This window comes from Arthrobacter sp. NPDC056727 (assembly GCF_042790555.1).
Lineage (GTDB): Bacteria > Actinomycetota > Actinomycetes > Actinomycetales > Micrococcaceae > Arthrobacter.
This window is the reverse complement of sequence record NZ_JBHTZA010000022.1, coordinates 59,656-78,733: the sequence shown is the minus strand read 5'-3', so window position 1 is coordinate 78,733 and position 19,078 is coordinate 59,656. Positions and strand designations below refer to the sequence as shown.

The window sequence follows — 19,078 nt, the reverse complement described above, 5'->3', positions numbered from 1 at the left end:
GCGTAACCGGGAAGGGAAGGTTGGGTTAACAGGCGGGGCTAGCGTTGCTCGTGGCGGAGAACGTCCGGCAGCTCGTCCACGAAGACGGTCTGCGGCGGCTCGAAATAGATGACCAGCACCTCGTCTCCCACCGTAAAGACACTGACCTTGTCGAACGGGTACGCGTGAAAGGCACTGGTGCCGCCGCGGTAGGCGAGCATGACCTCGCCCACGGTTCCGGGGCCGATCTGTCCGCTCACCCTGCCGATCTTTCCGGTCAGGCTCCGGTCAACGTTCCTGTGCACCATGTTGCTTGGCTTCCCCCGGCTTCCCTTCGCTTCCCTTGGCTTCCCGGACCGTTTCTATCCGGGCCGTTCCTGCTCCCGGATCCTAGGAGCCGGGCTGTTTCGGCGGCTGCTTGGCGTGGTTCTGCCCGTTCTTCAGGGCAGTCGACAGCCGCGGCAGGAACGAGCCTGCCTGGGTGATGATCCCGCCCACCATGCTGTTGAGGCCGTCTGCGCCATTGAGCACGGTGAGCTGGTCCACGTGGCCGAACGGCTCGGCCGCCGCCGCTACGATGGACGGCATGTTCTCGGCCAGCTGCTGGGAGATGACGGCGTCCTGGTTGCTCTCCAGCGCCTCGCCGCGGGCCTTGATGCCCTCCGCCTCGGCCAGTGCCTTGGCTTTGATGGCCGACGCCGCGGCATCCCCGCGGGCCTTGGTGGCCGCTGCCTCGGCTTCGCCCGTCACCCTGGTGGCCCCGGCAATCGCCGCCGCCGCACTCGCATTGGCCTGCGCCTCCACTTCCACCCGCCGCGCATTGGCCTGCGCTTCGAGTTCCGTCCGTTTGGCGCGGGCTTCGGCTGCGCTGATGTCCGCTGCCTTCTGCGCCTCCGCCTCGGTGCGCTGTGCGTAGGCCTTGGCGTCGGCGGGCTTGCGGATGGTGGTCTGCAGTTTCTGTTCCTCGCGGTCTGCCTCGAGCTTGGCCACCTCGGTTTCCTGGACCACCACCTGCTGGCGTGCGGTGGCGTCTGCCAGCGGGCCGGCCTGTGCCGCATTGGCCCTGGCCCGTTCCGCGTTGGCCTGGGCAGCCGACTGTTTGATGGCTGAGACGCTCTGCGCGTCTGCGATCTGTGCGGCGGCCTCGGCTTCCCGCTCCGCCGCCTCGCGGTTCCGGGTGGCCTCGGCGATGCGGGCTTCCATCTTGACCTGGGCGATGTGCGGCTTGGCGATGTTCTGGATGTAGCCGGTGGGGTCCTGGAGATCCTTGATCTGCAGGGAATCCACCACCAGGCCCAGCTTTTCCATTTCCACGCCGCTAGCGCCGCGGACCTGGGACGCCAACTTGTCGCGCTCGCGGATAATCTCCTCGACAGTCATGCTGCCGATAATCGAGCGCAGGTGGCCTTCGAAGACGTTGTACACCTGGCTTTCCATCTTCGGCTGCTGGCCAAGAAACCTGCGGGCCGCATTCGCGATGAAGGCAGGCGCGTCCCCGATTTTGTAAATGACGACGCCTTCCACCACCACCTGGATGCCTTGGGACGTGACGCAGGAGACCTTCAGCTCTGTCTCGTTCAGCGTGAGGGACAATGTCCGGACCGTCTGCAGGCCGGGAACCACCAGGGCGCCTTTTCCGGTGACGATCTTGAAGTCCATCCCGTCGGTGCTTTCCAAGGTGCCGCGCGTCAGACCGGAAATAATGAGCGCCTCATTCGGTTCGGCCACCTTCCACATAAGTTTGACGGCCAACCAGATCACCAGAATGCCCAGAAGCACCGAGACAACAACGATGATCAGGGGCAGGATGGCTGCCAGGTTCTCCATGGCGGTGTCCTCTCAGTGCGATTGGGCCAGAGCAATTGAACACGGAAAATCGGTGCTGGAAGTCCCTCCAAATCTGGAATTCCGGCTGTTATAGACAGTGTGGTGGCGCGCCGGGGCATAGTCCAGCAATTCCGCGCCTGGCCAGCGACGAAGAACTAGCTGCCGGCCCGCATACACCCCGACCACAGACAAACTGATTTAAGACAAACGGCCGGCCCGCGCAATGCGGGCCGGCCGTTTGTCTGTGCTGGAAAGACTACGTGTTTTGGACGTGGTCTTTGGCGTCGGTGGCGGTTGCTTTGACGTCTTGGGCGGCGGTTTGGCCTTCGTCCTTGACGTGTTGGGCGGCGTCGGTGGCGGTGGCCTTGACGTTTTCCATGGCTTCCTGGGCGGGTTCCTTCCAGCCTTGGGCCATGTCTTTGGCGGCCTCGGTCAGTTGGGTGGTGACCGGTTCGGCTGCGGTTTTGAGGGCGTCGGCGGCTTCGCGTTCCTTCTCGCTGGGCGGGATGAGGGAGGAGACGAGCAGTCCGGCGCCGAAGGCGATGAGTCCGGCGGCCAGGGGGTTGCCCTGGGTTTTCGCGGCGACCTGGCGGGGTGCGCCGGCGATTGCTTCGCCGGCGTCGTGGAGGGCGTTCCCTGCGGCGTCGGTGGCCTGGTGGACCCCGCCGGAGGTGGCGTGCGCGGCGTGGTGGAGGCTGCCGGTGGCGCTGTGGGTGTGGTCGGGGGAGCCCATGACTTTCTCCTTTGCTCCGAAGACGGCGTCGCGGACCTTGTTGGTTTGGCGGTGGACGATGTTGGAGGGGGTGACTTTGTCCGCGACGGCGTCCACGTTGGTGCCGAGGCGGGCGCGGGTGGCTTCGATGTCGGCGCGGATGGCGTCCGGGTTCTCGCTCATCGGTGGTCTCCGTTCGGTTTGAGGGTGGGCGGGATTTCCTTGGCCGTTTCGAGGGTTTGGGGCAGGCCCTTGATGTTTTTGAGTTCTTTGCGTCCGGTGGTGGCGAGGATCGCGGCGATGATGCCCCAGATGATGGCGACGACGACGGCGGCCCGGCCCAGGCCCATGAGCTCGCCGAGGGCGTACCAGAGGGCGACGGAGAGGAACAGGAGCACGAAGTGTCCGGCGATGCCGGCGCCGGCGAGCATGCCGCCGCCCTTGCCGGCGCGGGTGCCGGATTGTTTGAGTTCGGCTTTGGCGAGTTCGATTTCCTGCCGCATCAGGGTGGACAGGTCCCGGGTGACCTCGCCCAGGAGGTCACCGAGGGAGGTGGTGTCGGCCTTCGCGTGCGCGGCCGCGTGCTGTGCGTCGGGTATCTGGCTGCTCACAGGGGACGCCCCCCACCCTCGGTATCATCGGTATCCCGACGCTTCGGCTCGCCGTAACTCGGCTCGCCATAAACGGGTTCGCCGTAGCCGGGCTGGCCGGTGGGCTGCTCTCCGTAAGCGGGTTCGCCGTAGCCGGGCTGGCCGGTGGGCTGCTCTCCGTAAGCGGGTTCGCCGTAGCCGGGCTGGCCGGTGGGCTGCTCTCCGTACGTTGGCTCGCCGTATGCCGGCTGCGTGTAGGCGGGTTCACTCAGCTCCGCGCGGTCATAGAGCGGCGCGCCGACCGCTGCATCCAGGTTGCTTTCGCCGACTGGCGGCTGGGCAGGGTACTGGGGCAGCGTGCCGCTGGTGGATCCGTAGCCTGTTGCGGTCCGGGTTTCGGGGGCGCCGGCCTGCAGGCTGCGGCCGAGGCGCCCGGCGAGCAGGCCCGCGCCTGCGGCGAGGAGCAGGAAGGTGCCCGGGCGTTGGCGGGCGAAGGACTTGACTTCGTCCAGCAGTGAGCCGGGGTCCCGGTTGTCGAGCCAGGAGGCGACGTCTGAGGAGCGGTCGGCGGCCTGCCGGATCAGGTCCGAGGCCACGCCCTGCTGGTCCGGAGCGTCGGCCATGCTGCGCAGCTGCGAGGAGATGTTACGGATGCCTTCGGCGGCCTTGGCCTGCTGGGTGCCGGCCTGGCTGGTCAGGTCCGACTTTGCCTGGTGCAGCAGGTCCCGGGCGCTGTTCTTGGCTTCATAGGCGACGTTCTTCGCCTCGGTCTTGGCAGTCTCCGCCACATTCTGGGCGGCGCCCTTGGCCTCATCCGCGACGTTCGCGGCCTCTTCCTTGGCTACGTCCTTCTTCGAGGATGCATCATCCTGGTAGCCGGGAGTGCCGGTGTAGCCGGTGGTGCCCAGGTTAGTCGTGTCCGCTCCAGTTGCGCCGTAACCGGTGGTGCCGGCGCCGTAAGCCGTGTCTTGCGTGGCCGGGGGAGTGGTGAGGTTTTCATCCTGCGGCCATTGGTTCTCAGTCATCTTCGCTCTCTCTTTCCGAAAGGGTCAGCTGCTGTACGGGAACCAGCGTTGCTGGCATGCAATGGTAAGCATGTTTACTAATAAATAGTAAGTACCCTTGGCATTTTTTCCCAGCTTTACCTCCGCTGCCATCGCGCCAACCGGCCCGGGATGGGCTTTGCCTGGTGGCCGCAAGGGGTAGGGTCGGCAGAAAAAAGCTAAGTAGACTTGCCAATTCGATAGTAAGCATGCTTAGGGTATAAGTGCGAGGTCGGAACATCGGCCTCGGCCGAGACTGCAGATTGGCCGGCCAGGGGACGGCACTTGCCGTTCCGGAGCGGCGGCAGCGCCGTCGTCGGCCTCAGCGTGAACAGTCAAATGTGAACACGAAGTCAAACTCCAAGGAGACAGCATGCTCACCAGGGAACACATCGACGACCTGCTCAACAAGAACGGAAACGTCCTCTCCGCAGACGGAGACAAGATCGGCTCCCTCGGCCAGGTTTACGCGGATGATGACAACGGACAGCCCACCTGGGTGACGGCACGCACGGGCCTTTTCGGGACGTCAGAGTCCTTTATTCCCCTCGAGGGAGCACGGCTTGAAGGAGCCGACATCGTTGTTCCGTACACCAAGGACCAGGTCAAGGACGCCCCGCGCGTGGACACGGACGGCCACCTTGATCCGGCAGAGGAAGACCGGCTCTATGACCACTACCAGCTAAACGGCAACGTGACGTATGCCGAGGCGAACGGCCACAGCACGGACTCCGGGCGGACTGCAGACCGCTCCGCCGCCGGCCTTACCGCCACCGACCGGGACGCAGGCTTCGCTGCCGCAGGAAGCGGCGGAACCTACAGTGCCGCGGATGACAGGGCCGGTGGCACAGCCGGGCTGGGCGACGACAACGCCATGACCCGTTCAGAGGAACGCGTGAATGTGGGCACCGAAAGGCAGGCTGCCGGCCGGGCGCGCCTGCGCAAATACGTGGTCACCGAAAACGTGACCCAGACAGTTCCCGTGCAGCGCGAGGAAGTGCGGCTGGAGCGCGAACCGATCACCGAGGGAAACCGGGACGAGGCGCTCAGCGGTCCGGAGATCAGCGAGGCAGAACACGAAGTGGTGCTCCACGAGGAACGCCCCGTGGTGGACAAGGAAGCCGTGCCTGTTGAGCGCGTCAGGCTGGACACGGAAACCGTCACGGACGAGGTGACAGTGGATGAACAAGTCCGCAAGGAGCGCATTGAGACCGACGGCGTCGAGGACACCCGCCGTTAGTGTGCCCCACGCCGGGGCCGGGTTACCGGCCCCGGCGTTGCCGGCATTTGGGCCAAGCCATTTTGCCAGCACGGGCTCAAAGGGGAAAGAAGGTCTAAACCGATGGTCCCGAATCCTGACGCAGACCAGTGGGGCCCCCACCAGCTGCTGTCCATGGCCGCCAGGCTTGTCCAGCGCAGGCAGGATCAGGCACTGGCTGAGCTCGGCCTCACCCACGCCGCAGTCATCGCGCTGCAGGGCCTCCTCGAGGGTCCGCTGAACCAGGAACAGCTGGCCGCTGACATCAAGGTCCGCAGCCAGTCCATCGGCCGTGTGCTGTCGCGGCTTGAGGGGGCAGGGCTTGTGTCGCGTGCGTCCAGCTCGGTGGACCGGCGCCACAACGAGGTTTCCATAACGGCGGCGGGCCGCCAGGCACTGGAGGCGGCGCGGAAAGCTGAGCAGGAGGCATTGCCCCCTGATGTCGTCGGAGGAACCGTGCTGGGCCGGGAACTGGCGCGGGTCATCAGCTATTTTCCCGGCCGCGCCAAAGGCGGCTCGGACAAGCCCCACGGTTCACCGGCCGCAGGCGATACCGCGGATGCAGGGGTCGCTGCGCAAGGCACTGCATTCGTTGCCGGGGTGCCTTCCGAAGGAGTTAAGGCGGAAGGTGCTCAGCAGGTTTCGAGCACGGATACGGCTGCGGACCCTGCCATGCCGGCACCCGTCACCGCAGATGAAGCAGCGCAGGACACCGTGCCGGCGCCGCAGGACCACTCCGGTCAAAGGCAGAAGCCGGGCGGGAAGAAGGGCTCCGGCGCTGAGTAGGCGTGTTGATCATTGAGGAAGGAAAAGTGTCGCCGCGCCGCTGCGTGGCGACACTTTCCTTTATGCAACGGGCCCGGTCTCAGGGCCGGACGGTGCCCTGGCTTTGCCGGGAAATCTCTAGCGCTGCTGCTGCATCGGGTCCGGCCAGTTGCCGATGATGCCGGACATGGGGTCGGGCCAGTTGCCGATCCGGCCGCGCATCGGGTCTGGCCAGTTTCCGATCCGGCCGCCAGCGGCTCCGGACTGCGGACGGGACGGGCGAGGGGCGGCAGAAAGCGGGGCGTGCGTAGACATGACATATTCTCCTGACTGAACTGATGATCCTTGCGCAGGGCTGCGCAGGTGGTCGTTTCTGCCCGGAAAATGGGCAGGGCTGACCTGTTCAGTCGGGGGAACACCCCGGATCAAACGCTGGACTGGTGGGAAGGTGCTCGGTTGCGTCGAAAACGCGGCTGCCGGCAAGCAGCGGCGTCTTGTCCCAGTCGCCCGCCACTTCGGCGGCCTGGGCACCGGAGCCCTCAGAGCCTGAGGAAGAGTTCCCGGACGTTCCCTCGGTGACGGCATAGGGCTGTTGTTGGTCCTCGCCCGGCCGCAGGTGGAGATGAAGATCGCGAGCGGCAGGGCTGAGCGCTGCCAGCTCCCGCCGCTCGGGCGTGGTCATCTGGAGCTCGGCCAGCGAGGGGCCTGTGCCGGCCAGGGGCAGACCTGCGCCCGCAGCTTGCGCGGCGGGGAAGGTTGTCCCTGCCGGTGCGGCACCGTTTGATGCAGTTGCAGTGCTCGACGCCGGCCTGCCCGCCGTCGGCAAGACGGCATGTGACGGCACGGCAATATCTGGTTGGTTGCCCCCGGCGCCGGGACCCGGCGTCGTCGGCGTGGTACCAGGCACGGGAGCTGCGGGCAGCTCAGGCACTGTCACCGGCGGGACGGGCACCGACGGAACCGGCAATGAAGGAACCGGAACCGCGGGGACAGGTACAGCAGGCACGGGCAGTTTCGGTACCGAGGCGATGATGTCCTGCGCTGCCGTTACCAGAGTGTCCGCCGTGTCCAGTACGGGCGCTGCCGTTGTGGTGACGGTCGTGGTCACTGTGGACACCGCCGTCGAGGCGCCATTGACCACGGTGCCGGCCGTGTCAGCCACGGCGGAGACAACAGGCGAAACGGGCCTGGTGACGGCAGCCGTGAGGCTGGGTGCCGCGGGCAGGGCAGGGACTGCCGGTAGAAGTTTGGTGGCCGGGGCAACCTGGGAGACAGCGGAAGCCAGCGGAGCAGACACCGCGGATTTGGCGATGGTGGACACGGGCGCTGTGATCAGGGAATTGTCGCCAAGGGGACTGGCCGCACCGGTGTCCCCGGAGGCTGCGCCGGCGGATGCTGCGCCCCAGATAATCCACGCCAGAGCGAGTAGCGCGGGCAACAGGAGGGCGCGCACAAGAACAGCCTTGAGACGGCGCAACCTGTTGCCCATTCGAATCACCCCCCAGCGCAATGGGAGACCAGAATATGCCCGGGGACCTGTTCCGTCCAGAGGCAAAATATTTGCTCATCAGCGCGCGCGTTCAATCGCATTAAAATTGAAGTAGAAGGTGCTCAGAGGATGTCTGGATCGATCGTCGTCGTCCTTGTGCTGCTGGCCGTAATCGCCGTCGTCGCCATTGCGGCAACGGTGCGGGCCGTCGTGCGCGACGGCCGCGGCGCATCCCGGAGCGAACCGTCCGAGGAACCATGGACTGCCGGGAACCTGCCCAGTGAGCCGTACGCACGGATCCGTTTGTGACCCGGCCTGCCGCGGTGGCCAAACCGTCCGGATGCCGCCGTCGTGATCATTCACGACGGCGGCATCCGCGTCGGGGTGCCCCATCCCGGCCGCGCCGTGCGGCGATCCCAGTTCGGTAAAGAACTCCACGTTGGCCAGGACGTACTCGGCCCACTCGTCCGGGACGTCCTCCGAGTAGTAGATGGCCTCGACCGGGCACACGGGATCGCAGGCGCCGCAGTCCACACACTCTGACGGATGGATGTAGAGCGAGCGTTCGCCTTCATAGATGCAGTCCACGGGGCATTCGTCGATGCACGCCTTGTCCTTCACATCCACGCAGGGCTGAGCGATCACGTACGCCACGGCGAGCTACACGCCGGTATAGACGGTCTTGCCCCACGTGAAGAAGTCCAGCGCCGTCTTCCCCTGCTCCCGGAACGTGTTGGTGGAGGAGTCCTTGACGCCGCCGAACGGGACATTCAGGTCCAGTCCTGCCGTCGGACGGTTGACCTTGATGACGCCGGCCTGGGCGCGGGCGGCGAAGTCGGTGGCCAGCGCCAGCGAGTCGGTGCAGATGCCGGCGGTCAGGCCGTACCGGGAACCGTTGATCGCGGCGAGCCCGGCCTCGTAGTCCGGGACCTCCAGGACGGCGACCACGGGCCCGAAAATCTCCTCCGTCACAGCGGCGTCGTCGAAGGGCAGGTCCGTGAGCACGGCGGGCGGGAAGCGGTATCCGGCGTCCGTGCCGCCGTCGTGCTCGCCGTGCAGCAGCGTGGCACCGCGTTCGACGGCGGTGCGCACCGCCGCCTGGTTCTGTTCGAACTGCTGGCGGCTCACGACGGCGCCAATCGTAGTCCCTGCGTCCATGCCGTCGCCGGGGGTGAGGGCGGCGGCTTCCTCGGTGAGGGCCGCCAGGAAGGACTCGCGGATGCCGGGCGTGACGTAGACGCGTGAGGTCGCGGTGCAGGCCTGGCCGGTGAGGCCGAACGCGCCTGCGGCGACCACCTTGGCGGCCTTGCGGGGATCGGCGTCGTCCAGGACCAGGACGCCGTTCTTGCCGCCCATTTCCAGCTGGACCCGGGCGCGGCGGGCGTTCAGGATCCCCTCCAGGCCCAGGCCCACGGATGTGGAACCGGTGAAGGACATCCCTGCGATGCGCGGGTCGCGGGCCAGGGCGTCGCCCACCACGCGGCCCTTGCCGTGGACCACGTTGAAGACCCCTGCCGGCAGCCCGGCGTCCTGCAGGGCACGTGCCAGGTGCGTGGCGGAGAGCGGGGTGAGTTCGGCCGGCTTGATCACCACTGTGTTGCCGCTGATCAGGGCCGGGGCGGATTTCCAGGCCGGGATTGCGATGGGGAAGTTCCAGGGCGTGATGAGGCCGACGACGCCGAGCGGCTCGCGGCGGGTGGTGATGGTGGTGTCCGGCAGGCCGCTGGGCAGCACTTCTCCCGTTGCGGCCCAGCCGAGCGAGCCAAAGAACCGCAGCACGTCCGAGGCGCGTTTGACCTCCCCCTTGGCTTCGGCGAGGGTCTTGCCTTCCTCACGGACCAGGTCCCCGGCGATCGCAGTCTGGCGTTCGAGCAGGAGGTCGCCGGCGGCCATGAGGATGGCGCCGCGGGCCGGGGCGGGCATTGCGGCCCAGGCCGGCTGGGCGGCAGTGGCGGCGCTGACGGCGGCGTCGACGTCCTCGGCGGTGCCGCTGGGGGAGAGGGCTGCGAGTTCGCCCGGACGGGCGGGGTTCATGCGTTCGGTCCCGGCCTCGCCGAGCCATTCGCCGTTGATGAGGTGCCGGGCGGTGATGAGGTCCAGTTCAGTGGAGTTGGTGGAAGGGTTTGTGATGGTGGAAGTCATGGGGCTCCTTCGTAAGGGTCAGGCAGAGGGAAGAAGTGTGCGTGCCGGCGCCGTTCAGAGTCCGCGGATCAGGCCGCCGTCGCACCGCAGTGCCACGCCGGTGATGTACGACGCCGGGGCGCTGCAGAGGAACGCGGCGGCGGCGCCGAATTCTTCGGGCTCGCCGTAGCGGCGGGCGGGGATGGTCTTGCGGGATTCGAGCCGGATTTCCTCGGCCGTGGTGCCGCGGCGCTTGGCGGCGGCCTGGTCCAGTTCCGCGACCCGGTCCGTGGCGATGCGTCCGGGCAGAAGCATGTTGACCGTGACGGCGTCCAGGGCGACCTCGGCCGCGAGCGTTTTGAGGTAGCCGGCCAGGGCCGCGCGGCCGGTGTTTGATACGGCCAGGTTGGGCAGCGGTGCCACGACTCCGCTGGAGCCGACGGCGAGGATCCTGCCCCAGCGGCGTTCCCGCATGCCCGGCAGGACGTGCGAGACCAGCGCGTGGTGCGGTTTGACCAGCTGTTCGAAGGCCGCGGCGATGTCGTCGGCGCCGAGCGTGGCGGCTGCCCCGGGCTTGGGCCCCGGGCCGTTGAGCACCAGGATGTCGACGGGTCCGAGGGCGTCCACCGTCTTTTCGACGGCGGCGGCCACGCCGTCGGGGGTGCTGAGGTCCGCCTCAACGGCGACGGCGCTGTGCCCTTCCGACTGCAGTCCGGCCGCGATCTGCTCGGCGCGCTCGCGGCGCCGCCCGGTGATCGCCACCCGGGCGCCCTCGGCCGCCAGGGCCCGGGCGACGGCGAGGCCCAGGCCGCCGGTTGAGGCGGCCACCAGGGCGGTCTTGCCGCTGATTCCGAGGTCCATCAATGGCTCCTTGCCATGGTGGAAGCGGCGGCCGGATTCGGGCCAAGGGCCGTAGCCGCCTCGTCCAGATGGGTGCGCAGTGCGTTCCGGAGGACCTCCGGGAAGACGGCGGCGGGTGCCCGGACCCCGGCGTCGGCAATCAGGCCGCGCTGGCGCAGGCATTCCTTGCGGACCGCGAGGGCGATCTTCGCCTGCTGTTCAAAGTTGATCAGCGGCAGGTAGGGCAGCAGCGCGTCGCGGGCGGCCCCGTAGCCGTCCCGCTGCCACGCCTTCACGCAGGCGATGAGCGCTTCCGGGTAGGAGAAACCGGTCATCGCCCCGGCAGCACCGGCCATGAGTTCGTCCAGCAGGCCTTGCCCGCCGAGGCCGCCGAACACGGAGACGTCGAGGGCGGCGGTCAGTTGCCCGATCGCCACGGAGGTGGGCGGGGCCTCGGCCTTGACCGCGATGACGAAGGGGCACGCCTGCACCACGGCGATGAGCGCCTCGGTGCTGATGCTGACGCCGCTGGCGAGCGGGTAGTCCTGCAGCACGACGTTGGCGCCGGTGGACCGGTGGAGGGCGTTCAGATGGGCCATGACCACCCCGGGCTGCGCGGAGTTGGCCTGCACCATGACCGCGGCCAGCCGGTCCCCGGTGGCCGCCTGGATGGCCCGGATTTCCTCCACGGCGGTGCCGGAGTGGAGCGCCGTCACCCCCGCAACGAGGGGCAGCCGCGTTTCTTCCACGGCCACCTCCAGGACCAGGCTGCGTTCGGCGGCCGTCAGGGCGGCAGCCTCGCCGAACACGCCCAGGACCGTCAGGCCTGTGGCCCCGATCGACTCGTAGTAGCCCACGAGTTCGGCCAGGCTGTCCGTGTCGACGTCCAGAGCGCTGCCCTGGAACGGCGTGGCGACGACGCCCCACACTCCGGGTGTCAATGACTCCCGCATAGGTTTCTCCCTACTGTTTTCGATCAATTCGGATACGTCTAGCGGCCGGGCCAGACCGGCGGCCGCTTCTCCTGGAAGGCGCGCACGCCCTCGGCGGAGTCTTCGCTGTCCAGCGCGGCCATCAGGGCCGGCAGCCGGAGCCCCCGGGCCTCCTTGGCCGTCAGGTGTCCGGTCTGGGTGACCATCTGCTTGACGGCCCGGACGGAGGTGGGGGCGCAGGCCAAGATCTGGTCCAGCCAGCGCTGCACAGCGGCGTCGAGCTCTTCCGCCGGGACCACCTCGTTGACCAGCCCCATCGATTGCATCTCGGTCGCTTCGGCCTTGCGCCCGGTCAGGAGCATGCCCATCGCCTGGGTGTACGGGATCCGGCGCACCAGCTGGTGGATGCCGCCGTCGAGCGCCAAACGCCCGACGCGCGGTTCCGTCAGCCCGAAGCGCGCGGTGTCCGCGGCCACCACGATGTCGGCGCCGAGCACGATCTCCATGCCGCCGCCGAGCGCGTACCCGTTGACCTTGGCGATCACCGGCACGTCCAGCGTGGTCCGCAGGCTCAGGCCGCCGAACCCGTTCGGGTCCAGGGCGGCCCAGTATTCGAGGCCGGTCTTGTCCACGGCCGAGGCTGACATGTCCGCGCCGACGCAGAAGGCCCGGGTGCCGGCGCCGGTGATGACCACGGCGCGGACGTCGGGATCGGCTTCCAGCTGGTCCCAGATTTCGTTGAGCCGTGCCTGGGAGTTGCCGTCGACGGCGTTGAGCACGTGCTGGCGGTCGATCACCACGGTGGCGACGTGGTTCTCGATGGTCAGCGTGACCTGATCCAGCACTGCCGTCGCGCGGGAGTCTGCAACCGCCGTCACCGGAGCACCCCCAGCTGCTGCAGGCGCTCGATGGTCGCGGCGTCGAAGCCGTTCTCCAGCAGCACCTCGACGTTGTGCTCGCCGAGCCGCGGGGCCACCCGGCGGATGCTGGGCGGGGTGGCGGAGAGCCGGATGGGCGCGTTGAGCATCTTGACGGTGCCGACGCCCGGGTGCTCTGCCTCCACGATCATGCCGTTGGCGTGCGTCTGCGCGTCGGCCAGGGTCTGCTCCAGGGTGTGCACCGGGGCGTTGAGCAGTCCCTTCTCCTCCAGCCGCCCGGTCCAGTACTCGGTGGTGTTGGTGGCGATGCGCTCGCGGAAGATGGCTTGCAGCGCGGGCTTGTGCTTGAACTGTTGTTCCAGGTCCGCGAACTCGGGCCGCAGCGTGAGGTCCTCGTCCAGGCCCAGCGCCTCGGAGATCCGTGCCAGCGGGTCGGGGGTGAAGCCGCCCACCATGCAGACGGCGCCGTCGGTGGTCTCAAAGACGCCGCTGAGCGGCATGGCGCCCCAGTTGACCTCGAAGCCGCGGTTGAGCTGCATGCACGCCTCCTGCATCTGCAGGTGCAGCATGGAGTCGTACATGGTCACCTCCACTTTTTGCCCGACGCCGGAGGTTTCCCGGGTGCGCAGCGCAAGCAGGATGCCCTGCATGAGGTGCATGCCGGTGATGTAGTCGCACAGCGTGGTGGGGTAGATGGAGGGCTTCATGTCCTCCGATTCGCGCCGCCACATGACGCCCGAGTAGGCCTGCGCGATCGCGTCCTGGCCGCCCTTGTGCGAGTACGGGCCCTCGGGGCCGAAGCCGGTGCCGGAGGCCCAGATGATGGCCGGGTTCTCCGCCTTGAGCTCGTCGTAGCCGAAGCCCATCCGCTCCATCACGCCGGAGCGGAAGTTGCTGACCACCACGTCCGCGTCGGCCATGATGGCGTGCAGCACGTTCCGGCCTTCCTCGGTGCGGGTGTCCACGGAGACGCTGCGCTTGTTCCGGTTGATGGACAGGAAGATCGGATTGTCCTGGCCGTCCTTGTCCGGGAAGGAGTTCCGGGAGATGTCCCCGGCGCCCGGGCGTTCCACCTTGATGATGTCCGCACCGTAGTCGCCGAGGAGCTGCGTGCAGGACGGGCCCATGAACACTTGGGTGAAGTCGACGATCTTGATTCCATCGAGCGGGAGCGGGGTGCCGGACGCAGCGGCGGTGGATGCCGCCGTCGTGCGTTCTTCGGTGACGGTGCTCATGCCCCCACCACCGCAGCGGCGTCGAGCGTGGCGTTCGACGACGGGACGTCGCCCGGGTCCGCGCCGTGCCGGCGCATGCCCTGCTGGATGTCCAGGGCGGAGACGTCGCGGACGAGGGTTCCGTTCTGGACGGCCAGTGCGGCGGCGACGCCGACGGCCTGGCCCATGGCCATGCAGGGCGGGATTTCGCGGGACATCTTCTGCGCCTCGGGGGTGGCGGAGTAGTGCCGGCCGGCGACCAGCAGCTGGTCCACTTCCTTCGGCAGCAGTGAGCGGAAGGGGTAGTAGTAGTCGCGGCCGCGGGCCACGGTGTCGGCGAAGTGGCGGCGTGAGGTGACGTCGTCCTTGGTCATCACATACTCGCCCTCCAGCAGGCGGGTCTGCCGGACACCCATCTGGGAGGCGACATCGAGCATGTAGCAGTTTTCGAAGCCGGGCAGGTGGGCGCGGACGTACTCCACGGCCTCGGTGATCCGGTCGCGGGCGGCGAACTCGGCGGCGGTCATGTCCGCCGGATCGACGCCGTCGAAGCCGGTCATGTGGGGCGCATTGCACCAGACAACGCCGTCGATGGGGGTCTTGAGCCACCACAGTTCCCAGGCGCCGCCAAGGAGGCGCTTGATCTTGCGGTTGATGGCGCGGGCTTCCTTCGGGTTGGCCTGCTCGAAGGCCTCCGCGGCCTTGGTGTCGACGTTGCCGAGGCGGAAGACGAGGGTGGTGAGGTAGCTGTCCTTGATGTGGCTGGCGCCGGCACGGGAGGCGACGTCGATGTCGCCGGTGGTGTCGATGACGACGTCGGCCATGAACGCCTGCGGGCCGGACTTGGTCTCGCACACGACGCCCTTCATGACGCCGTTGTCCACGATCGGGCGGGAGAACCAGGAGTGCAGGCGGAGGTTTACGCCGGCCTCGCGGACCAGGTCGTTGGAGACCCGCTTCCAGCCGTCGGGGTCGAACGCGGCGGCGTAGCAGATGGGTTTGGGGTTGGTGTGGGAGTGGAAGTCGAAGGTGCCGAAGCGGCCCCATTTGTTCCAGAGTTCCTCGGAGGTCCTGCGGTCATCGGCCGGCGGTACGATCGCCAGACCCAGCTTCTGGAGCCGTTCGACGTACTCGGAGACGATGCCGGTGACGGTGATTTCCTGGCCGTTGATCATGTCATCGAGCACCAGGACCATGCCGCCCGAAGCGAGGCCGCCAAGGGCGGAGTAGCGCTCCAGCAAGGTGACGGAGGCGCCGGAACGGGCCGCGGTGACGGCGGCGGCCACACCGGCGGGACCGCCGCCGACCACCAGTACATCGGAACGGGAGATGACCGGAGCGGTGAGATCCGCCGTCGTGCTGGCGAGGTCCAGTGAGCTGAAGGTTGCGGGGGAGTTCATGGGATCCTTACTTTCCGGCAGGGCCGAGGGAACGGCAGCCGGTGAGGTAGAAGACGGTGCCCGGGGAAACGCGCGGCGACGCTGACCGCGAGTTCCACCCGGCAGTGGGTATGGCGCAGCGCGGCCCGGTGCTGGGCCCTGCTGCAGGGGTTGGGAAAGGCCTCCGGCGCACACCGGAGCGGCGGCGGAATGGAGATATCGCTTCGGCGGCTAGGGCCGGCCGATCACCACGCGTGAGGTGCGTTAACCCAGATCGCTACACATACCTCTTCGTAGCTGTTCTTGTACCAGTGGGGCGTATCCGACGAGAAGGTGATCGAGTCGCCTTCCTCGAGGGTGTAGCACTCACCGTCCAGATAGATGTCTTTCCGGCCGGAGAGGATGATGCCGAATTCCTCGCCGCTGTGCCGGAACGGAGTGGCGCTGGTGTCGTGGCCTGGCGGACTCACGATCCACTGGGCCTCCAGGGCGCCGTTGAGGTCCGGGGTGAGCAGTTCATAGACCGCCTCGCCCACGGACTTCTTGGTTACGCCCTTGAGGTTCCGCCGCTCGCCCTTGCGGACTACCGGGGACCTGGTTTCTTCCTGTCCAAGGAAGAACTTCCCTACGGGGATGTCCAGGCCGTGGGCCAGCTGTGCCAGGGTAGTGAAGGACGGATTGGCCAGGCCCCGTTCGATCTGGCTTACGATCGCCGGGCTGAGGCCGGTGATTTCAGAGAGCTTCGCAAGGGTCATGCCTTTGTCCTTGCGCATGTTGCGGATCTTGTTGCCTACGGTGGCAAGAAGAACGCTGGTGCCGGCGGGGGAAGTTGCCGGAAGGCTCTCGTTGGTCATGATCCGTCCTTCTCTGGATGAGCTGACCCGCATAACTATAGTGAAGATTTTTACGGGATCAATGGTTTGGTGAATATTTCTGCCTCGTCCCGGCTTGATTCCCTGTTGACCTGCGGCTTTATGACTGTCCCGGTGGGGCGGGATCCAGCGTTCCCCCAACCATTGACTCTGTGAAGATCTTCAATATAGTTATGTGAGCTGCAACACTCGGATTGACGCTGCGAACAGGACTGGGCTCCACGGCCTTCTGGCGGAAGGTGCGGCCGGCCCGGGTCCACGTTCGTTTCCCAGTGAAGCTGCAGTGACATCTGCCAAGCCATCCGCAAAACCGCAAGGTGGCCGGCCGGCAGGGACCAGTTCCTTGTTGCCGAGCTGGATGGCCCGTTTGCATTCAAGCGCTACGAAGAGGCATGCGTAGCTATCTGGGCTAACTCACCTCCCATGGGGTGAACCGGTCCCGCCCGCGGACCAAGCCAAACGATAGTTTCGATTGCCGGCGACCCCAACAGGGGTGCCCGCCGGTGGTCCGTACCCTCACGCACTGAAGACGGTGCGGGGGAAGGAATAAGGAATCATGACTGACACTGTCGTCAAGACTGACCTGGAGAGCGGCCGGAAGTCCCGGCTCTCTCCCGAAATCCGCCGGGGCCTGCTTGGCCTCGGACTGGGCAACACCCTGGAATGGTACGACTGGATGGTCTTTGGCCTGCTGTCGGCCTTCATCGGACCCAAGTTCTTCCCGTCCCATGACCCTGTGGCCGCAACGCTGAGCGCCCTCGCTGTCTTCGCCGTCGGCTTCGCCTTCCGTCCGCTGGGCGGAATTCTGCTGGGCACGTTCGCCGACAGGATCGGACGGCGTCGGGTGATGCTCTGGTCCATCATGATGATGGCGGTCACCACCCTGATCATTGCCGTGTCGCCCACCTACGACCAGATTGGCGGCGCCGCCGGCGTGATCCTGCTGGTCTGCCGCATCATCCAGGGCATCTCCACGGGAGTTGAAGCACCCCTGTCCACCGCCCACGCCGTGGAACTCGTACCCGAAGGGCGCGAGGGCTTTGTTGCCGGCGTCATCTCCTTCTACGTCAACGCGGGCATCCTGCTCGCCTCCCTGGTCAGCTGGCTGTCGAGCCTGATACTCGGCGGAGCCGTCATGTCCGACTGGGGATGGCGCGTGCCGTTCATCGTCGGCGCAGCCTTCGGCTTCGTCGTCGTCTACCTCCGGCGGACCCTTCCTGAAACCATGAAGCCCGAGGAATTGGCGGACAATTCCGCCAAGACCGTCTGGGGCGGGGTGCGCAGGCACTGGCTCAGCGTACTGGCCATCACGTTCGTGGTCGGCGCTGCCCAGGCCTACAACTACGCCTGGAACACAGGACTCCCGACGGCGGCGCGGAGCGGCTTCAAGGAGGACGCCACCGTTGTCTTCGCCCTCACCACCATCCTCGGCGTCGTGCTGGTTATCGGAAGCCTCATCATCAGCAAGGTTGCGGACGGCAAGTCAATGTCGAAGTGGTTCCTGGTCACCCGTGCACTGGCCATTCCGTCGGTGTTCCTCATGCTGCTGTACGTCCGGCCCGGCATTGCCGGCTTCGCTGCGGTCCTGCTCGGCGGCTCAGTGGTGCTGGTCCTGAACATGACCCTCTACAACGTGGTCACAAGCTCCCTCATGCCGAAGAACTGCCGCGGCGCCGGCACGGCCCTCGGCTACGGCCTGGGCGTCGCCATCTTCGGCGGCACGGCCTCCTACCTCCTGGTCTGGCTCCAGTCACTGAACGCCTCCTGGATCTTCCCCGTATACGTGGCCGTCCTGTCGGCGCTGAGCATCGTCTTCTATCTGCTCGCCCGGAAGAAGAACGGCATCTTCATTGGCAGCTAGAAACACAGGCGTGATCTCCTTTGAACTCAGCGCTTCCGACGTGGAGCTTTACGAGGCAGCCCGCCGGCAGCTGCTGACCTCCCACCACAGCGAGAACCACCGCGTGGCCGCCGCCGTGCGGGGTGAATCCGGGACCATCTACCTCGGACTGCATCTTGGCTCAAAGCGCATCAACGTGTGCGCCGAATCCAGCGCCGTCGCCAACGCCCGGATGGCCCGGGAACCATCGGTCAGCTCCGTGGTGGCCGTGAGCATGGACGGCCAGGGACAGCCTCAGGTCACCAACCCGTGCGGGCTCTGCCGGGAACTGCTGCGCATGTACGGAACCGGGGCCACAGTCCTGGTCGACGCCCAGGGCGAGGTGGGAAAGGTCAACATCGCGGAACTGTTGCCCTATCCCTGGATGCGCGCCGCGGAAACGGAGTGGGACACCCTTCCGCCCAGCGTGGAGGGAAGGGCCTCCTAGGAAGCCCCATCCAGCCAGAAGGTCGGCGGCAACCATAAGAACCGATGGGAAGGCCTGGACTCACGGAGTCCAGGCCTTCCTGCGTGCCGGCCGCCCGCCGTCGGGCCTTGAAAAAGGCCGGACACAAAGTTGGTGCAGCCGCCCACGTCTGTGCGTGGCCGCCTGCACCAACCGGTAGTACGAATACTCAGATTAGATATCTACTCATTCGCGGCTCCTAGTTCCCGGCGTTCGCGTTCCGGGCTATTTCCTGTCCTCGACCGAATGCCGTGAAAACATCCAGCCACAGGCAATCATCAGCACGCCCAGCACCATGTGCGTCCAGTTGTCCAGCATGTTCAGCGACAGGAAGTTGGCCGCCGAATCCACGCCGACACTGAGCCCGTAGATGCTAAGCACGATATACAGCGCACCGGCTCCCAGCAGGAACCGTCGCGCGCCCATCTCGCCGCGGGACATGGCCCAGCCCGTTGCGCCAATGACCAGCTGCACGATGTTGAGCAGCATGGACACCTGGAACAGGCCGAGGAACATGGCGTGCGAATCAGGCCCAACGAACATCAGTTCGCCATACCGTGCGGTGATGCCCGGGATGAATCCCAGAACACCGACCACCATCAAGACAATACCTACACCCATGCCAGCGTTCTGGACATCAGTCCTGCCAAAGTGGACGCCGTGTGCATGTGGGGATGCGGTAGTCATTTTCTGCCTCCAACCACTGAATGCGGACAAGCTAATTTTACGTCGGGCCTTCCGAAAAAGCGCTTGCCGTTGAACCTGCCGTGCACGGGCGCAGGCTGGCGGCCGGTCGAGTTTCCCGCGCCGTTGAGCCTGTCGAAAACGGCTGGG

19 protein-coding genes and 1 pseudogene are annotated in these 19,078 nt (G+C 66.7%); 4 read left to right on the top strand and 16 right to left on the bottom strand.

Annotated elements, in window-relative coordinates:
* Window positions 1–38 precede the first annotated feature (38 nt).
* The 5 genes from ACFRAH_RS19145 to ACFRAH_RS19125 all read right to left on the bottom strand — a co-directional run bounded on the left by ACFRAH_RS19145 (window position 39) and on the right by ACFRAH_RS19125 (window position 4,133).
* The gene (locus tag ACFRAH_RS19145) at window positions 39–284 is read right to left on the bottom strand and encodes a hypothetical protein (protein WP_377992496.1); all 246 of its coding nucleotides are present in this window, start codon (window positions 282–284) and stop codon (window positions 39–41) included.
* Window positions 285–369: 85 nt separating this feature from the next.
* Window positions 370–1,806: a flotillin family protein gene (locus tag ACFRAH_RS19140; RefSeq protein ID WP_377992485.1), complete on the bottom strand. Its 1,437-nt coding sequence runs from the start codon at window positions 1,804–1,806 to the stop codon at window positions 370–372.
* Between the two features lie 256 nt (window positions 1,807–2,062).
* Window positions 2,063–2,701 carry a DUF3618 domain-containing protein gene (locus ACFRAH_RS19135; RefSeq protein WP_377992484.1) on the bottom strand — a complete coding sequence of 213 codons (639 nt, stop codon included), beginning with the start codon at window positions 2,699–2,701 and terminating at the stop codon, window positions 2,063–2,065.
* Window positions 2,698–3,129, bottom strand: a complete 432-nt coding sequence (locus tag ACFRAH_RS19130; RefSeq protein WP_377992483.1) for a phage holin family protein — start codon at window positions 3,127–3,129, stop codon at window positions 2,698–2,700. Before ACFRAH_RS19130 ends, ACFRAH_RS19135 begins: the two co-directional genes overlap by 4 nt.
* Window positions 3,126–4,133: a hypothetical protein gene (locus tag ACFRAH_RS19125; RefSeq protein ID WP_377992482.1), complete on the bottom strand. Its 1,008-nt coding sequence runs from the start codon at window positions 4,131–4,133 to the stop codon at window positions 3,126–3,128. Before ACFRAH_RS19125 ends, ACFRAH_RS19130 begins: the two co-directional genes overlap by 4 nt.
* Before the next feature lie 391 nt (window positions 4,134–4,524).
* Between ACFRAH_RS19125 and ACFRAH_RS19120 the strand changes: the two genes are divergently transcribed.
* Together ACFRAH_RS19120 and ACFRAH_RS19115 are read left to right on the top strand one after the other, a co-directional pair.
* The gene (locus tag ACFRAH_RS19120) at window positions 4,525–5,391 is read left to right on the top strand and encodes a PRC and DUF2382 domain-containing protein (RefSeq protein ID WP_377992481.1); all 867 of its coding nucleotides are present in this window, start codon (window positions 4,525–4,527) and stop codon (window positions 5,389–5,391) included.
* Window positions 5,392–5,493: 102 nt separating this feature from the next.
* The gene (locus tag ACFRAH_RS19115) at window positions 5,494–6,195 is read left to right on the top strand and encodes a MarR family winged helix-turn-helix transcriptional regulator (protein ID WP_377992480.1); all 702 of its coding nucleotides are present in this window, start codon (window positions 5,494–5,496) and stop codon (window positions 6,193–6,195) included.
* Between the two features lie 117 nt (window positions 6,196–6,312).
* Here the strand turns inward: ACFRAH_RS19115 and ACFRAH_RS19110 are convergent, their stop codons facing one another.
* The 10 genes and pseudogenes from ACFRAH_RS19110 to ACFRAH_RS19065 all read right to left on the bottom strand — a co-directional run bounded on the left by ACFRAH_RS19110 (window position 6,313) and on the right by ACFRAH_RS19065 (window position 15,881).
* Window positions 6,313–6,489, bottom strand: a complete 177-nt coding sequence (locus ACFRAH_RS19110) for a hypothetical protein (RefSeq protein ID WP_377992479.1) — start codon at window positions 6,487–6,489, stop codon at window positions 6,313–6,315.
* An 88-nt stretch (window positions 6,490–6,577) separates the two neighbouring features.
* Window positions 6,578–7,627 carry a hypothetical protein gene (locus ACFRAH_RS19105; RefSeq protein WP_377992478.1) on the bottom strand — a complete coding sequence of 350 codons (1,050 nt, stop codon included), beginning with the start codon at window positions 7,625–7,627 and terminating at the stop codon, window positions 6,578–6,580.
* Between the two features lie 396 nt (window positions 7,628–8,023).
* A pseudogene (gene fdxA / locus ACFRAH_RS19100) lies at window positions 8,024–8,317 on the bottom strand (ferredoxin); the annotation flags it as partial.
* Window positions 8,318–8,323: 6 nt separating this feature from the next.
* Window positions 8,324–9,805 (bottom strand): aldehyde dehydrogenase family protein, encoded by a 1,482-nt coding sequence (locus ACFRAH_RS19095; protein WP_377992477.1) that lies wholly within the window; start codon window positions 9,803–9,805, stop codon window positions 8,324–8,326.
* Window positions 9,806–9,859: 54 nt separating this feature from the next.
* Window positions 9,860–10,645: an SDR family oxidoreductase gene (locus ACFRAH_RS19090; RefSeq protein WP_377992476.1), complete on the bottom strand. Its 786-nt coding sequence runs from the start codon at window positions 10,643–10,645 to the stop codon at window positions 9,860–9,862.
* Window positions 10,645–11,577 carry a dihydrodipicolinate synthase family protein gene (locus tag ACFRAH_RS19085; RefSeq protein ID WP_377992475.1) on the bottom strand — a complete coding sequence of 311 codons (933 nt, stop codon included), beginning with the start codon at window positions 11,575–11,577 and terminating at the stop codon, window positions 10,645–10,647. Before ACFRAH_RS19085 ends, ACFRAH_RS19090 begins: the two co-directional genes overlap by 1 nt.
* A gap of 38 nt (window positions 11,578–11,615) precedes the next feature.
* Window positions 11,616–12,434 carry an enoyl-CoA hydratase-related protein gene (locus tag ACFRAH_RS19080; protein WP_377992474.1) on the bottom strand — a complete coding sequence of 273 codons (819 nt, stop codon included), beginning with the start codon at window positions 12,432–12,434 and terminating at the stop codon, window positions 11,616–11,618.
* Window positions 12,431–13,669: a CaiB/BaiF CoA transferase family protein gene (locus ACFRAH_RS19075; protein ID WP_377992473.1), complete on the bottom strand. Its 1,239-nt coding sequence runs from the start codon at window positions 13,667–13,669 to the stop codon at window positions 12,431–12,433. The genes ACFRAH_RS19080 and ACFRAH_RS19075 overlap by 4 nt, the downstream gene beginning before the upstream one ends.
* On the bottom strand, window positions 13,666–15,048 hold the full coding sequence (locus ACFRAH_RS19070; RefSeq protein ID WP_377992472.1) for an FAD-dependent oxidoreductase: 1,383 nt from the start codon (window positions 15,046–15,048) through the stop codon (window positions 13,666–13,668). The genes ACFRAH_RS19075 and ACFRAH_RS19070 overlap by 4 nt, the downstream gene beginning before the upstream one ends.
* Before the next feature lie 224 nt (window positions 15,049–15,272).
* The gene (locus tag ACFRAH_RS19065; RefSeq protein WP_377992471.1) at window positions 15,273–15,881 is read right to left on the bottom strand and encodes a helix-turn-helix domain-containing protein; all 609 of its coding nucleotides are present in this window, start codon (window positions 15,879–15,881) and stop codon (window positions 15,273–15,275) included.
* 574 nt (window positions 15,882–16,455) lie between these two features.
* On the opposite strand from ACFRAH_RS19065, the gene ACFRAH_RS19060 reads away from it, so the two are divergent.
* Both ACFRAH_RS19060 and ACFRAH_RS19055 read left to right on the top strand, forming a co-directional pair.
* Complete coding sequence (locus ACFRAH_RS19060; protein ID WP_377992470.1) at window positions 16,456–17,760, top strand: MFS transporter; 1,305 nt, start codon at window positions 16,456–16,458, stop codon at window positions 17,758–17,760.
* A 10-nt stretch (window positions 17,761–17,770) separates the two neighbouring features.
* Window positions 17,771–18,226 (top strand): hypothetical protein, encoded by a 456-nt coding sequence (locus tag ACFRAH_RS19055; protein WP_377992469.1) that lies wholly within the window; start codon window positions 17,771–17,773, stop codon window positions 18,224–18,226.
* A 243-nt stretch (window positions 18,227–18,469) separates the two neighbouring features.
* Here ACFRAH_RS19055 and ACFRAH_RS19050 read toward each other — a convergent pair whose 3' ends face one another.
* Entirely contained in the window at window positions 18,470–18,931 is a 462-nt protein-coding gene (locus ACFRAH_RS19050; RefSeq protein WP_377992468.1) for a DUF4383 domain-containing protein, read from the bottom strand.
* Window positions 18,932–19,078: the final 147 nt, after the last annotated feature.

Excerpts from the sequence above, each read along its gene's own strand:
- ACFRAH_RS19140 (WP_377992485.1), bottom strand. The coding sequence starts at position 1,806 with ATGGAGAACCTGGCAGCCATCCTGCCCCTGATCATCGTTGTTGTCTCG.
- ACFRAH_RS19135 (WP_377992484.1), bottom strand. The coding sequence starts at position 2,701 with ATGAGCGAGAACCCGGACGCCATCCGCGCCGACATCGAAGCCACCCGC.
- ACFRAH_RS19125 (WP_377992482.1), bottom strand. The coding sequence starts at position 4,133 with ATGACTGAGAACCAATGGCCGCAGGATGAAAACCTCACCACTCCCCCG.
- ACFRAH_RS19120 (WP_377992481.1), top strand. The coding sequence starts at position 4,525 with ATGCTCACCAGGGAACACATCGACGACCTGCTCAACAAGAACGGAAAC.
- ACFRAH_RS19115 (WP_377992480.1), top strand. The coding sequence starts at position 5,494 with ATGGTCCCGAATCCTGACGCAGACCAGTGGGGCCCCCACCAGCTGCTG.
- ACFRAH_RS19110 (WP_377992479.1), bottom strand. The coding sequence starts at position 6,489 with ATGTCTACGCACGCCCCGCTTTCTGCCGCCCCTCGCCCGTCCCGTCCG.
- ACFRAH_RS19095 (WP_377992477.1), bottom strand. The coding sequence starts at position 9,805 with ATGACTTCCACCATCACAAACCCTTCCACCAACTCCACTGAACTGGAC.
- ACFRAH_RS19090 (WP_377992476.1), bottom strand. The coding sequence starts at position 10,645 with ATGGACCTCGGAATCAGCGGCAAGACCGCCCTGGTGGCCGCCTCAACC.
- ACFRAH_RS19085 (WP_377992475.1), bottom strand. The coding sequence starts at position 11,577 with ATGCGGGAGTCATTGACACCCGGAGTGTGGGGCGTCGTCGCCACGCCG.
- ACFRAH_RS19075 (WP_377992473.1), bottom strand. The coding sequence starts at position 13,669 with ATGAGCACCGTCACCGAAGAACGCACGACGGCGGCATCCACCGCCGCT.
- ACFRAH_RS19070 (WP_377992472.1), bottom strand. The coding sequence starts at position 15,048 with ATGAACTCCCCCGCAACCTTCAGCTCACTGGACCTCGCCAGCACGACG.
- ACFRAH_RS19065 (WP_377992471.1), bottom strand. The coding sequence starts at position 15,881 with ATGACCAACGAGAGCCTTCCGGCAACTTCCCCCGCCGGCACCAGCGTT.
- ACFRAH_RS19060 (WP_377992470.1), top strand. The coding sequence starts at position 16,456 with ATGACTGACACTGTCGTCAAGACTGACCTGGAGAGCGGCCGGAAGTCC.
- ACFRAH_RS19050 (WP_377992468.1), bottom strand. The coding sequence starts at position 18,931 with ATGACTACCGCATCCCCACATGCACACGGCGTCCACTTTGGCAGGACT.